Source organism: Streptomyces hokutonensis, assembly GCF_000376565.1.
In the GTDB taxonomy this organism is placed as follows: domain Bacteria; phylum Actinomycetota; class Actinomycetes; order Streptomycetales; family Streptomycetaceae; genus Streptomyces; species Streptomyces hokutonensis.
Window position 1 is genome coordinate 17,885 of record NZ_BARG01000098.1, and the last position, 13,262, is coordinate 31,146.

Annotated in this window: 13 protein-coding genes; 6 read left to right on the plus strand and 7 right to left on the minus strand. The window is 71.9% G+C overall.

Annotation, left to right across the window (positions count from 1 at the left end; translation table 11 throughout):
• The first annotated feature begins 124 nt into the window (after positions 1–124).
• From SSP08S_RS48275 to SSP08S_RS48285, 3 genes are all read left to right on the plus strand, one after another.
• A complete protein-coding gene (locus SSP08S_RS48275; protein WP_019074857.1) occupies positions 125–808 on the plus strand; it encodes a DUF998 domain-containing protein in 684 nt (227 codons plus the stop codon).
• Positions 805–1,461 (plus strand): TetR/AcrR family transcriptional regulator, encoded by a 657-nt coding sequence (locus SSP08S_RS48280; protein ID WP_019074858.1) that lies wholly within the window; start codon positions 805–807, stop codon positions 1,459–1,461. The genes SSP08S_RS48275 and SSP08S_RS48280 overlap by 4 nt, the downstream gene beginning before the upstream one ends.
• 143 nt (positions 1,462–1,604) lie before the next feature.
• Complete coding sequence (locus tag SSP08S_RS48285; protein WP_245608110.1) at positions 1,605–2,495, plus strand: NHL repeat-containing protein; 891 nt, start codon at positions 1,605–1,607, stop codon at positions 2,493–2,495.
• A 59-nt stretch (positions 2,496–2,554) separates the two neighbouring features.
• Here SSP08S_RS48285 and SSP08S_RS48290 read toward each other — a convergent pair whose 3' ends face one another.
• Positions 2,555–3,316 (minus strand): thioesterase II family protein, encoded by a 762-nt coding sequence (locus SSP08S_RS48290; protein ID WP_019074860.1) that lies wholly within the window; start codon positions 3,314–3,316, stop codon positions 2,555–2,557.
• Between the two features lie 231 nt (positions 3,317–3,547).
• Here SSP08S_RS48290 and SSP08S_RS48295 point away from each other — a divergent pair, with 231 nt between their 5' ends.
• Genes SSP08S_RS48295 through rfbB form a run of 3 tightly spaced genes read left to right on the plus strand, consistent with a single transcriptional unit; the run spans position 3,548 to position 5,860 of the window.
• Complete coding sequence (locus tag SSP08S_RS48295; protein ID WP_019074861.1) at positions 3,548–3,763, plus strand: DUF5988 family protein; 216 nt, start codon at positions 3,548–3,550, stop codon at positions 3,761–3,763.
• Positions 3,764–3,809: 46 nt separating this feature from the next.
• On the plus strand, positions 3,810–4,877 hold the full coding sequence (locus SSP08S_RS48300) for a glucose-1-phosphate thymidylyltransferase (RefSeq protein ID WP_019074862.1): 1,068 nt from the start codon (positions 3,810–3,812) through the stop codon (positions 4,875–4,877).
• The gene (rfbB, locus tag SSP08S_RS48305) at positions 4,874–5,860 is read left to right on the plus strand and encodes a dTDP-glucose 4,6-dehydratase (protein ID WP_019074863.1); all 987 of its coding nucleotides are present in this window, start codon (positions 4,874–4,876) and stop codon (positions 5,858–5,860) included. Before SSP08S_RS48300 ends, rfbB begins: the two co-directional genes overlap by 4 nt.
• 81 nt (positions 5,861–5,941) lie before the next feature.
• On the opposite strand, the gene SSP08S_RS48310 is transcribed toward rfbB, so the two are convergent.
• The 6 genes from SSP08S_RS48310 to SSP08S_RS48335 are packed head-to-tail and all read right to left on the minus strand — an operon-like array spanning position 5,942 to position 13,074.
• Positions 5,942–6,985 carry an LLM class flavin-dependent oxidoreductase gene (locus SSP08S_RS48310; RefSeq protein ID WP_019074864.1) on the minus strand — a complete coding sequence of 348 codons (1,044 nt, stop codon included), beginning with the start codon at positions 6,983–6,985 and terminating at the stop codon, positions 5,942–5,944.
• Complete coding sequence (locus SSP08S_RS57535; RefSeq protein ID WP_019074865.1) at positions 6,982–7,959, minus strand: acyl-CoA dehydrogenase family protein; 978 nt, start codon at positions 7,957–7,959, stop codon at positions 6,982–6,984. The genes SSP08S_RS48310 and SSP08S_RS57535 overlap by 4 nt, the downstream gene beginning before the upstream one ends.
• Entirely contained in the window at positions 7,952–9,592 is a 1,641-nt protein-coding gene (locus SSP08S_RS48320) for a dipeptide ABC transporter ATP-binding protein (RefSeq protein WP_019074866.1), read from the minus strand. The genes SSP08S_RS57535 and SSP08S_RS48320 overlap by 8 nt, the downstream gene beginning before the upstream one ends.
• Entirely contained in the window at positions 9,589–10,440 is an 852-nt protein-coding gene (locus SSP08S_RS48325) for an ABC transporter permease (protein ID WP_019074867.1), read from the minus strand. Before SSP08S_RS48325 ends, SSP08S_RS48320 begins: the two co-directional genes overlap by 4 nt.
• 40 nt (positions 10,441–10,480) lie before the next feature.
• The gene (locus tag SSP08S_RS48330; RefSeq protein WP_019074868.1) at positions 10,481–11,422 is read right to left on the minus strand and encodes an ABC transporter permease; all 942 of its coding nucleotides are present in this window, start codon (positions 11,420–11,422) and stop codon (positions 10,481–10,483) included.
• A complete protein-coding gene (locus SSP08S_RS48335; protein ID WP_019074869.1) occupies positions 11,419–13,074 on the minus strand; it encodes an ABC transporter substrate-binding protein in 1,656 nt (551 codons plus the stop codon). The genes SSP08S_RS48330 and SSP08S_RS48335 overlap by 4 nt, the downstream gene beginning before the upstream one ends.
• Positions 13,075–13,262: the final 188 nt, after the last annotated feature.

Genomic DNA, 13,262 nt, shown 5'->3' on the forward strand with positions numbered 1-13,262 from the left:
CGCGGCGGCCCCCGAAGTTCGAACCTCGCTTTGTGACGCTCGTCACGTGGCCGTCCAACTCTAACCGGATAGATCTATCCACTTAATGTAGGGTGGAGCGCATGACCTGTCGAGAGGAGTTGTGATGTCACGCAAGAACCGGCTGCCCCTTGCGGCGGCCGTCCTGTTGCTGAACGCGGTGCAGTGGGTGGTGTCCGAGGCGGTCGCCGCGGCGGCCTGGACGTCTCCGCCGTACAGCTACGCCACGAACTACATCAGCGACCTGGGCGTCCCCAAGTGCGGCACGCACTACCAGGGCCGCACCATCTGCTCGCCCGATCACGTGCTGATGAACACGTCGTTCGTCGTCCAGGGCGTCCTGTTCGCGACCGGCGCGATCCTGCTGGCGCTCACCCTGCTCACCGGCCGCGCGCGCCGGGTCGTCGTCGCCCTCGCCGCCGCGCACGCGGTGGGCTTCCTGCTGGTCGGCCTGTTCCACGGTTCGCCGGACGGCCCGGGCTACAGCCTGGCGCTGCACGTCGGGGGCGCGGCGGTCGCCATCCTGTGCGCGAACACGGTCGTGATCCTCGCGGGCTCCCTGCGGAGCCTCCAACTGCCGCGCGCCTACCGGGTGTTCAGCATCGCGGTCGGCGCCCTGGGGCTGCTGAGCGAGGCGTTCGTGGGCGTCTCCACGAGCACGGCCGGGATCTTCGAGCGGGGCGGTGTCTACTCGTGGCTGCTGTGGAGCGCCGTCACCGGCGCCTGCCTCCTGGTCCGTCATGCGCGTCGGCCGGCGGTGGCGAGGATGCCGGAGAATGTCCCGGCGTGAGCCCCGAAACTCAACGCCCGCTGCGCGCGGACGCGGAACGCAACCGCCGCCTCATCATGACGACGGCCGACCGCCTGTTCGCCCGACGCGGGACCACCGTCCCCCTCAACGAGATCGCCCGCGAGGCGGGCCTCGGCGTCGGCACGGTGTACCGGCGCTTCCCGGACCTCCAGTCCCTGGTCGACGCCCTGTTCACCGAGCGGTTCACGGTGTTCCTGCACCTCGCGGCCACGGCCGCGGAACAGCCCGACCCGGCCGGGGCGCTACGGCACTATCTGCTGGAGGCGGCGCGGATGCGGGCCGAGGACCGCGCCCTCGAAGTCGTCCTGGCCAACGCCGACTTCACCAAGGGGACGGCCGCCCGGACGCGTGACCGGCTCGGCCGTCTCGTGGACGGCCTGGTGGCCCGGGCGGTGGCGGCGGGCGTGGTCCGCGAGGACTTCGCCGGCGCCGATGTGTACGCCTTCCTCTACATGATCGGCGCCGTCGCCGACCGCACGAACGACGTGGCCCCGGACGCCTGGCGCCGGTACGCGGAGGCCCTGATGGTGGGCTTCGGCCTCGATCCGTCACCGGCCCCGCTCCCGACGGCCATGACCGACGAACAGCTCCTGGGCAGCTGGCCGAAGCCTTCGGGTGGACAGCAGGACTAAGAGATGTCGTCGGGACGCTCTCGGATCAACCCGCGGCCCCCTCGGTGAACCTCTCCGTACCTCCGCTACGTGTCCGGTGCAGTGCCCACGGTGATCCCGCGGGCCGACCGATCGTCGACGGACAGGAACGGATGGACTCAATGATGAGATCTAGGACCGCGACACGACTCCCGCTCGACCGTCCCACCCGCTCGCTCACCGGCCGTGGCCGCGCGCTGGGCGTGGCCCTCGCCCTCGGCGCGTTGCTGGCGTCGGGAGCGACAATGACCTTGGCCGCACCGGCGGTTGGCGCGACGGGTGACGTCAACTGCCCGTCCACCGATTGCGCGCGGATCGCACCGGCGGCCGGCTCCCCGGTCGCCATCGCCCCCGACAACGCGGGCGCGGTGTACCTGGCGTACTCCGGCGGCGATCTGCTCAAGCTGGACCTGGCCACCGGAGCGCTCAGTACCGTCACGACCGGTCTGGGCAACCTCCGCGGAGTGGCCGTCGCCGGCGGCGACGCGTACATCACCAACTTCGACGGCGCGCTCCAGCAGGTCTCCCTCGCCACCGGCAGCCACCGCACCCTGGCCGCCGGCCTGCCCTCGCTCTTCGGGGTGGCCCGCTTCGGCACCACGACCTACGCCGTCGACACCAACGGCGAACTCATCGCCGTCCCGGACGGCGGCACAGCCCGCGTGGTCGCCACGGGCCTCGGCTTCTCCTACGGCCTCGCCTTCGACAAGGCGGGCCTCGCCTACACCGCGGACATGGGCCGGGGCCGCATCCTCCAGACGAACGTGACCAACGGCGCGACCCGCGTCCTGGCGAGCGAGGCCTACGAACCCACGTCGATCTCGGTCGGCGGCGACGGCCTGGTCTACTTCCAGGTCGGCGACGAGGTGAAGCGCGTGAACCCCACCACCGGGGTCCAGTCCCACGTCACCAACCTCCTGGGGATCAACACCTTCAGCTTCGCCCTGGCGGCCTCCGGCGACGCGTACACCGCAAGCGACGGCCTGCGGCGGATCAACGGGCTGACGTCACGATGAGGCGGTAGCCGGTTCGTGATCGGGGGAGGGCGTGCAGGGGCTCCGCCCGTGCCCCTCCCCTACTGGGCGGAGCGCAGGCGGAGTCGGACGAGTTCGGCGACCGCCTCGCGGAACTCGTTCAGGTAGAAGTGGTCGCCGCCGGGAAAGACGTGCACATCGGTCCCGGCATCGGTGTGCAGGGCCCATGCCCCGGCCTCCTCGACGGTCACCCTGGGGTCGCTGTCGCCGACCAGCACGGTGATCGGGACGGTGAGCGGGGCGGCGTCCGGCGGGCAGCGGTAGCTCTCTATCGCCCGGTAGTCGGCGCGCACGGCGGGCAGCACCATGCGGCGCAGCTCCTCGTCCGCGAGCAGCCCGGGGCTGGTGCCGCGCAGCGACTCGATCTCCGCCACGAGTCCGTCGTCGTCCAGCCGATGGATCTCCTCGTCCCGGGTGAGGGACGGAGCCCGGCGCCCGGACGCGATCAGCGCGAGCGGGGGCGCCGCCGCCGGGTCCGCGCCCAGCCGCCGGGCGACCTCGAACGCGACCACCGCGCCCATGCTGTGCCCGAACAGCGCGAACGGCTGTTCGGTGAACGGGCCCAGCGCGGCCGTCACGCGGTCCGCGAGCACGCCGATGTCCTCCGCCGCCGGCTCGTGCCGGCGCTCCTGCCGCCCGGGGTACTGCACGGCCAGGACCTCGACCTCCGGAGCGAGCAGCCCGGACAGCGGGTGGTAGAAGCCGGCGGCGCCCCCGGCGTGCGGCAGGCACACGAGACGTGCCCGGGCACCCGGCACGGGATGGAATCTGCGGATCCACTGTGCGGAGTCCTCGCTCGTCACATCTCCTCCGTCCCCCGGCCGTGCGGCGAAATACCATTCGCCGCACGGAATTGAATGAGTATCGACTCGGCGTGGAAGCACACCGATTCCATTGTCGACGCTAGCAGTGCGGCAATTTCGCCGGGACCCCTATGTCCCGGCCGGAAACCCCTAGCTCTTTCCGGAGAATGGCTACGGCCGTCCGGTCGGTGGTGGAATCTCCTCAGGTTCCGACAACGGAAGGCGGCGCACATGACGGCTCCCGAACCGAATGCCATCCTCACCGGTGGCCCGAGTTCCGTCCCCGAGGAAGAGCGGCTCCGTTACGTGGCGGACACGGGCACCAAGATCCGGCTGCTCAGCGGAAATCGCTGGGAGCACTTCGACCCGACCACCAGGGTCATCCGTCACCACGGCCGTGACCTGCTGGTATTCGTCTGGAGTCGGCACACCTACATCGCCGAGTAGCCGAGCGGACCGACCGCGGTGAAGACAACGACCCTGGGAGGGATTCGTGAAGGCGCTCATACTCTCCGGCGGAGCGGGCACCCGCCTGCGGCCGATCACGCACACATCGGCCAAACAACTCGTGCCGGTCGCCAACAAACCCGTTCTCTTCTACGGCCTCGAAGCCATCGCGGAGACGGGAATCATCGAGGTCGGGATCGTGGTGGGCGACACCGCGAAGGAGATAATGGAGGCCGTGGGAGACGGCTCCCGTTTCGGAATCAAGGTCACCTACATTCCGCAGGAGTCACCCCTCGGGCTCGCCCATGCCGTTCTCATCGCCCGGGACTTCCTCGGCGACGAGGACTTCGTCATGTATCTCGGTGACAATTTCATCGTCGGCGGTATCACGGGCCCGGTCGACAGGTTCCGGGCCGAGCGCCCCGACGCCGGGATCCTGCTGACGAAGGTCTCCGACCCCGGTTCCTTCGGCGTCGCCGAACTCGACATCGACGGCCGCGTGGTGGGGCTGGAGGAGAAGCCGGAGTTCCCGAGGAGCGAGCTGGCGCTCGTCGGTGTCTATCTCTTCACCCCCGTCGTCCACGAGGCGGTGCGCGCCATCGAGCCGTCCGGGCGGGGCGAGCTGGAGATCACCGATGCGCTGCAGTGGCTGATCGACCGCGGGCGCGACGTGCGCTCGACCGTGATCTCGGGGTACTGGAAGGACACCGGCAAGGTCAGTGACCTGCTGGAGGTGAACCGCACGGTCCTGGAGACCGTGGAACCGCTCGTCGAGGGCGTGGTCGACGACACCAGCGTCATCATCGGCAGGGTCAGGATCGAGGCGGGCGCGCGGGTCTCGGGCAGCCGCATCGTGGGGCCGGCGATCATCGGCGCGAACACCGTGATCAGGGACGCGTACATCGGCCCCTTCACGGCGCTGTCCGAAGGATGCCGGATCGAGGACAGCGAGATCGAGTACTCGATCGTCCTGCGGGGGTCCTCCGTCACCGGTGTCCGCCGGGTCGAGGCATCACTCATCGGCCGCGATGTCGAGGTCACTCCCGCCCCCCGCAACCCGGCCGCCCACCGGCTGGTGCTCGGCGACCACAGCAGGGTGCAGATCTCCTCATGACACGACGGATCCTGGTGACCGGCGGCGCGGGTTTCATAGGCTCGCACTACGTCCGTACCGTCCTCGGCCCGCAGGGCCCCGGCGAGGTGTCCGTGACCGTCCTGGACAAGCTGACCTACGCCGGCAATCCCGCCAACCTCGACGAGGTCCGCCGCTCGCCCCGCTTCTCGTTCGTGCAGGGGGACATCTGCGACGCGGAGTTGGTGGCCGAGCTGATGGCCGGGCACGACGAGGTGGTGCACTTCGCCGCCGAGTCGCATGTGGACCGTTCCATCGACGGCGGGGCGGAGTTCGTCCGGACGAACGTCGTCGGCACGCACACCCTCGTCGACGCGGCGCACCGGGCGGCGGTGCGTACCTTCGTACACGTCTCGACCGACGAGGTGTACGGCTCGATCGCCGAGGGCTCCTGGCCGGAGACCCGGCCGCTGCGGCCCAACTCCCCGTATTCCGCCTCCAAGGCGTCGAGCGACCTGATCGCCCTGTCGTACCACCGCACCCACGGCCTCGACGTGCGGGTGACCCGCTGCTCCAACAACTACGGGCACCACCACTTCCCCGAGAAGGTCATCCCCCTCTTCGTCACGAATCTGCTCGACGGCCGCAAGGTCCCGCTCTACGGCGACGGCGGCAACGTCCGCGACTGGCTGCACATCGACGACCACGTCCGGGCCGTCGAGCTGGTGCGGACGAAGGGCCGGGCGGGCGAGGTCTACAACGTCGGCGGCGGCACCGAGCTGTCCAACCTCGAACTCACCCGGCTGCTCCTCGACGCGTGCGGGGCGGACTGGGACGGGAGTGTCGAGTACGTCGCCGACCGCAAGGGCCACGACCGCCGTTACTCGGTCGACTGGACCAAGATCCGGGACGAACTCGGCTACACCCCGCGCCGGGACTTCGTGACCGGACTGGCCGAGACGGTGTCGTGGTACCGCGAACACCGCGCCTGGTGGGAGCCGTTGAAGGACCGGGCCGCCTGGTGACCACGGCTTTGTGACCGTCCCGTCCGACGAGGCGCCCGCCCCGGGATCCCGGGGCGGGCGCCTCGTCGGACGGGTGGCGCCTCAGCCGGCCGGGACCGGCTCGAACAGCTCCCGCACCCGCTCCAGGGAGCGGAGCTTCTCCTTCGACTCGGTGACGTTGTTCGTGACCATCAGCTCGTCCGCCGCGGTGGTGCCGAGGAGTTCGGCCAGGCGTCGCCGGACCGTGTCCGGGCCGCCGACCGCCTGCTCGGCGAGCAGGGTCGCGGCGTAGGCCCGCTCCTTCTCCGGCCAGTCGAACGCGGCCGCGTCCTCGGGGCTCGGCAGCGGATCGTGCCGGGCCAGACCGCCGATCTGCAGGGCCGAGGCCACCGCCGGGGCGGCGAGACGGGCCGCGTGCTCGTCGTCCTCACCGCACACGGTGTGCACGGTGAGCACGGCGTACGGCGCGCCGAGCAGCGCCGAGGGACGGAACGCGGAGCGATAGGCGTGCAGTGCCTCCGCCGCCCCGCGAGCCCCGAAGAAGTGCTGCGCGAAGGCGTACGGCAGCCCCCGCTCCGCTGCCAGAACGGCGCTGCCCACGCTCGATCCGAGGACCCAGATCTCGGCCGGAACGGACGGCACGGGCATGGCGGTCAGCCGCGCGTACGGGTGCTCCTCGGGGAACGTGCCCGTGACGAAGCGGACGAGGTCGCTCAGGTCGTCGCCGAAGGCGTCGGCGTCGGCGGACCCCCGGCGCAGCGCCGTCCCGACCGCCGGACCGGTGGCGGACGCGCGTCCTACGCCCAGGTCCACCCGGCCGGGGAAGAGCGCGCCGAGCGTGCCGAACGACTCGGCGACCACGAGCGGCGCGTGGTTGGGCAGCATCACGCCGCCGGAGCCGATCCTGATCCGCTCCGTCGTCGAGCCGAGCGCGGCGAGGAGTACCGCGGGGGACGCGCTGGCCACGCCGGGAGTGTCGTGGTGCTCGCCCACCCAGAACCGCCGGAAGTCCAACTCGTCGGCGCGCCGGGCGAGTTCCTTCACCGTGGTCAGGGAACGGGTCGCGGTCCGGCCGCGCTCCACCGGCGCGATGTCCAGCACGGACAGGGGGATGCGGGGCAGCTGGGGCGGGAGCGGCCGGCTCATCGGGCACCGCCTCCCTGCGGCACGGCATGGGCGTCCGCCCGGGCGGCGGACGCCGCCACATCCTTCGCGCGGGCCAGCAGACGGGCCGCGCGGCGCGTGTGCGCCGTGACCTCCGGCTCGGTGAGTTCGACGGCGCGACGGTGCAGTTCGCCGGCCGCCGCGGAGACCGAGTCGGCCTCGGCCTCGACCGCGCCGAGTGCGGCCCGCGAGGCGGCGAGGTCCGTCGGTGGGTGCTCGGCGGCGGTATCGATACGGCCGCGGGCCGTGCCGAGCGCGACGTTGGCGAGGACGAGGTCGAGGGTGGCCGCGAGCAGGGAGTTGTAGACGCGCGGCCGGAAGACCTTGTCGACGTACCCCAGCGCCCCGGTCCACGGGATGTCGGCGTCGCGCACGGTGACGGTCCCGGCCTCGTCGCCCTCGAAGGTCAGTCCCACATGGGTGGACATGGCGAGCGAACTGACCAGGGCGCCGTCCGGGAACCGGCCTTCGAGGAGGGTGATGTCGCTGACGCGCGCGGCCACGGTCGGCGTGATGCGGCCGTTGAAGACGATGTCGTCCCCCCGGTCGCGGACGGCCAGGGTGGCGCCGCGCACGTCACGGGCGCCCCCGAAGAGCCATCCGGCGCGGGCGGCCACCTCGTCGATGTGCTCGGTCTTCTCCTCGGTGGCGATGAAGGAGGCGAGTTTCACCCAGACGTAGTGGCGGCCGAGGAGGTCGCCGAGCGCGGGGTCGGCCGCCGAGACGATCCGCACCGTCTGGTCGGCCACCGGCCACTCCTGCGCCCCGCCGCCGTGCTCGGCGGGACCGAGCAGGGTGATCAGGCCGGACTCCTTGAGCAGGGCCACCTCGCGGTGCGGCAGTCGCCCGCTCGCCGCGCGCTCCGCGGCCGAGGCGGCGAGTTCGGCCGCGACCGTCCGCGCCCGTTCGTTCCAGCCGCTCGGTTCCGCCTCCGCCATCCAGGCGCTGTCAGTCATGCACACTCCGTCGTTGTCGGGTGTCCCGGGAAGGGACGGGGGCCTGGGAGAGGTCCCTGGTCGACGCGCGGGCCAGCGCCGGTATCGCGTCGACGAGGGACCGGGTGTACTCGTGCCGCGGGCTGCGGAAGACCTCGCGGGTGGGGCCCTCGTCGACGATCGTGCCGTCCCGCATCACCAGCACGCGATCGCTGATCTCCTGCACCACGGCGAGGTCGTGGGTGATGAACACCAGGGCCACCCCGGTGTCCTCACGCAGTCTGACCAGCAGGTCGAGGACCTGCGCCTGGACCGTGACGTCGAGCGCTGACACGGGTTCGTCGCACACCAGCACCTGGGGCCGGGGCGCGAGCGCCCGGGCGACGGCGACGCGCTGCCGCTGGCCGCCGGACAGTTCGTGCGGCCTGCGGCGCAGATGGTCGGCGCCGAGGCCGACCTGCTCCAGCAGCCGCGCGGCCCGCTCCGTGCGCTGCCGGCGCGTCGTCCGGGGCAGCGCCTCGCCGATGATCCGGGCCACCGTGAAGCGCGGGTCGAAGGCGGCGTAGGGATCCTGGTGGATCAGCTGTACCCGGTGCCGCAGCGGTCTGCGGGCCCGTTCGTCCAGCGTGGTCCAGGGTTCTCCGCCGAGGCGTACCTGCCCCGAGTCCGGAGCGGCCAGGCCCAGCAGGACACGCGCCAGGGTGCTTTTGCCGGAGCCGGACTCACCGACCACGCCGAGGCTCTCGCCCGCGCGCAGGGTCAGCGAGACATCGTCCAGGGCGCGCCGCGGCGTTGCCCCGCGGCGGGACGGCCCGTACGTCTTCACGAGTCGCTCGGCGGTCAGCAGCGTGTCGCCGGGCACCCGCGCACCACCGCGGCGCCGTCCGGTGGGAACCGAGTCGAGGAGGGTGCGGGTGTAGGGGTGGGCGGGCGCTTCCAGCAGCTGGGCGGTGGGCCCGCTCTCGACCACGTCACCGTCGTTCAACACCAGGACGCGGTCGGCGAGTTGGGCGACGACGGCAAGGTCGTGACTGATCAGGAGAAGGCCGCGGCCCTCGTTCTTGACGCGTTCCAGGAGCCGCAGGATCTGAGCCTGCACCACGGCGTCGAGGGCGGTGGTCGGTTCGTCGGCGATCAGCAGCCGTGGATCGGCGGCCAGCGCCGAGGCGATCAGCGCCCGCTGCCGGAGTCCGCCGGACAGCTGGTGCGGGTACTCGGTGCGGCGCGTCTCGGGCTCCGGGACCCCGGCCTCGACGAGCAGCTCCACCACGCGTCGACGGACGTCCCGGGGGGCGTGGTCGCGGTGCAGGGTGACGCCTTCGGCTATCTCGGCGCCGATGGTGCGCAGCGGGTCCAGGGACACCATCGCGTCCTGGAGCACCATGCCGATCCGACGGCCGCGCACCGAGCGCCAGCGCCGTTCGGAGAATCCGGTGGCGTCGACGCCGTCGATCTCCAGCCGGTCGGCGCCCACCCGGGCGCCGCGCCCGGCGAGGCCCAGCAGGGCCCGCGCGGTGACGCTCTTGCCGGACCCCGACTCCCCCACCAGGGCGACGCATTCCCCGGGCGCGACCGAGAGGGAGACGCCTCGGACGACCGGCCGGTGGCCGCGTCCGAAGGAGACGGACAGGTTCTCCACGTCCAGGAGGTTCATCGCACCGCCGAGGACTGGAGGGTGCGCCCGACCAGGGTGACGGCCACGACCACGGCCGAGATGACGAGGCCCGGCGCGACCGAGATCCACCAGGCCGTCTGGAGGAAGTCCTTGCCGTCGGCGACCATGGAGCCCCAGTCGGCCTGGGGCGGTCTGGGACCGAGGCCGAGCAGGCTGAGCCCGGCACCGGCGGCGATCGCCGAGCCGGAGCCGATGGACGCGAGGACGACGATCGAGCCGCCGACGTTGGGCAGGACGTGCCGCAGGAGATATCTCCACGGGGGCACCCCGAGCGCCCTCGCGGCCTCGACGTACTCCGAGCCCAGGACGAGTCGCGCCTGGCCGCGCACGAGGCGGGCGTAGCTGGGGATGCCGGCGAGTCCGATGGCGAGGGCGACGTTCAGGGTGCCGCCGCCGAGCACGGCGACGACCAGCAGCGCGAGGAGGATCTCCGGAAAGGCCATGAGGACGTCGACGACCCGCATGAGGAGGGCGTCCACCCGGGCTCCGCCGGCCGCCGCGAGCAGGCCCAGCAGGGCACCGCCGCCGACGCCGATCACCGTGGCGGCGGCGGCGACCGCGACGGAGATCCGGGTGCCGTGCACGAGACGGGCGAACACGTCACGTCCCAGCTGGTCCGTGCCGAGAAGGTGCGCCATGCCCGGCGCCTGGAAGGTCCGGGTGACGTCGGTCGCGTCGGGGTCCCGCCCGGTGAAGAGCCCGGGGGCGACGAGGACGAGCGCGAGCAGCAGCAGGAGGGCGCCCGCGCACAGCATCGGCAGCCGGCCCCTGGCCGTCTGCCGGGCGGTCGTGCGGACCACGGGGATCAGCGCGGTGTCGACGCCCATGGCCGCCTCCTGCCCACGGCCTCGCGCCAGTCGTCCGCACTCATGGAGTCACCTCTCTCAGCCGGGCGTCGATGACCGGGTGGAGCAGGTCGACGACGATGTTGATGACGACGAAGGCGACGGCCGACAGCAGGACGAGGGCCGTCACCACCGGGATGTCCCGTGCTTCCACCGCCCGGACGAGGATCCGGCCGAGGCCCGGTCTGGCGAAGATGTTCTCGATGAGGACGGTGCCGCCGAACAGTCCGCCGAGGAGGAATCCGGAGAGGGTGGTCACGGGCAGCAGCGCGTGGCGCAGCGTGTGCCGCAGCAGCAGCCGTGTCTCACCGAGGCCGCGGGCCCGGGCGGTGAGGACGAAGGGCCGGGCGTCCGTCTGTTCCAGTTCCTGCCGGATGACCTGGGCGAGGACCCCGGCCAGTGGCAGGGCGAGCGCCAGGGTGGGCAGGACGAGTGCGGACAGCGAGCCGTCCGCGGCGGCCGGGAAGAGCCGGAAGCGGAAGGAGAACACGGTCAGCAGCACGATGCCGAGCCAGAACGAGGGCACCGACACGATGAACAGTTCGACCGCCGAGACGATCGTGCGGGTGGCACCGCCCCGTCCCGCCGTGGCGATCGCGGCGAGAAGGGCCAGCAGCAGGGCGCAGACCAGGGAGCCGACCGCCAGTTGCAGGGTCGGCGCGACCTGTCCGGCGAGCAACTGGCCGACGGGCTGGTTGAGTTGGTACGACCTCCCGAGATCACCGCGGAGCAGCGCACCCATGCTGTGCGCGTACTGGACGGCCAGCGGGTCGTCGAGGCCGCTCTCGGCGAGGATCTGGTGGCGCAGCGCGGGGGTGACGGGTGTGCCGGGGCCGATCAGCGCGGCCACGGTGTCGCCCGGCACCAGGTGCACGGCGAAGAAGGTGAGGGTGGCCGCGCCCCAGACGACGACGGCACCGGCCGCCAGCCGCTGGAGCACGAAGCGCACCGCGCCGCCCGTCAACTTCCGCTCACCCAGGCGTCGTAGAGGTCGGGATCGGTGAAGGCGTCGAAGGTGAGGCCGTGCACCCGGCCGCGTACGGCGGAGTCGCGGGAGGCGACATAGGTGGGGATGGCGTACGCCTGGTCGATCACCCTGCGCTGGACCTTCCGGTAGAGGCTGACGAGTTCGGCCCGGTCGTCGGTGCGCTGGGCGCGGTCGAGCCAGGTGTCGAGTTGTGCGTCGTGCACCCGGGCGCCGTTCATCCCTCCCTTCCCGAACTGTTTCTCCGAGTGGTAGAGGTTGCGCAGCACCGCCGGGTCGGGGCTCTCCCAGCCGAAGGCGAACACGTCGTAGTCGCCCTTGACGGTGCGGTCCATGCTGCTGGCCGAGTCGAGCGGGATCAGCCGCAGTTCGACGCCGGCTTTCTTGAGCGCGTCCTGGACACCGACGGCGATGCTCTGGTTGTCGCTGGAGACGAAGCTCTGGACGTAGGGGAACTCGGCGGTCAGCCGGCGGCCGGCCTTGGTGCGGTAGCCCGCGGAGTCCCGGCCGGTCCAGCCCGCCGCGTCGAGCAGCCGTGCGGCCCTGGCCCTGTCGTAGCCCCAGGTGTCGCCGAGTGTCTTGTCGTACGTGAAGGTCGCGGGCGTCAGCGGCGAGCCGGCGCGCGGGTACTCGCCCTGGAAGACTCCCTTGACGATGGCGGCCAGGTCGATCGCGGACTGCACGCCCCGGCGGACGTCGACATCGTCGAAGGGCGCGCGCCCGGTGTTGAGATAGAAGGTGTACGGGGTTCCGGGAACCGGGGTGCGCGCCAGGCTCAATCCGCTCTGGGCCCGTACGGACGCGAGGCCGGAGGCGGGTATCTGCTCCGCGATGTCGGCCTGGCCCGAGGTGACCGCCCCGACCCGGGAGGCGTTCTCCGGAAGGACGGTGACGACGATCCGGTCGATCCGCGCGGCGCCGGTGTGTCCGGCTCCCGAGGGCGCCCAGCGGTAGTCGGCCCGGCGCTCGAAGGTCGCCCGCTGGCCCGCGATGTAGGAGACGAAGCGGAAGGGGCCGCTGCCGACGATGTGCGGGCCGCCCGAGCCGAGATCCGCGGCGTACTCCTTGAGGGCCTTCGGCGAGTGGAAGCCGAGGAACGTCGAGGCGACCGACCGCAGGAAGGACGCGTAGGCCTCCTTGAGATGGACCACGGCGGTGAACCGGTCGAGCACCTCGGTGCGTTCGTACGGTCCGAGCAGCGGGGCGGCGGCCTTGGAGACGGTCTTGGGCGCGACCACGTGGTCGAAGTTGGCCTTGACCGCGGCCGCGTCGAAACGGGTGCCGTCCGCGAAGGTCACGTCCTCGCGCAGCCGGAACGTGTAGCGCAGGCCGTCGTCGGAGACCTTCCACGAGGTGGCGAGCCAGGGTGTGACGGTGCCGTCCGCGTGGAGGCTGACCAGGGAGTCGAAAACCGGACGCAGCAGCCGGGCCGTGACGCTGGTGGACGCCTGGTGCGGATCCCAGCTGTCCGGTTCGACCGAGGCCGCGTAGGTGAGGGTGCCGCCGTCCTGTGGGCTGCCGCCCGTCGTGTCGTCGGTGGTCGTCGAACATGCCGTGAGTCCCGTCGCGCCCAGGGCGACCGCCGTACTGGTCGCAGCCGACAACAGCAGGAATCCGCGCCGGGATCGCATGGGCCTCTCCTTGGTGTCCGACTTCCTTCAGCCGTCCCCGAGTCTGCGGCCGTGACGTCCCACCAGCCCCCCTGGCGTCCCCCCTATACCCACCCTCACTTGGGGCCGCGGCCGGCGGCGTCGAGGCACTCTCGGAGGCCGGTGCGGCGCGCGGTACTACGCTCCGCCGCAGAATCCACGGGCCGGTG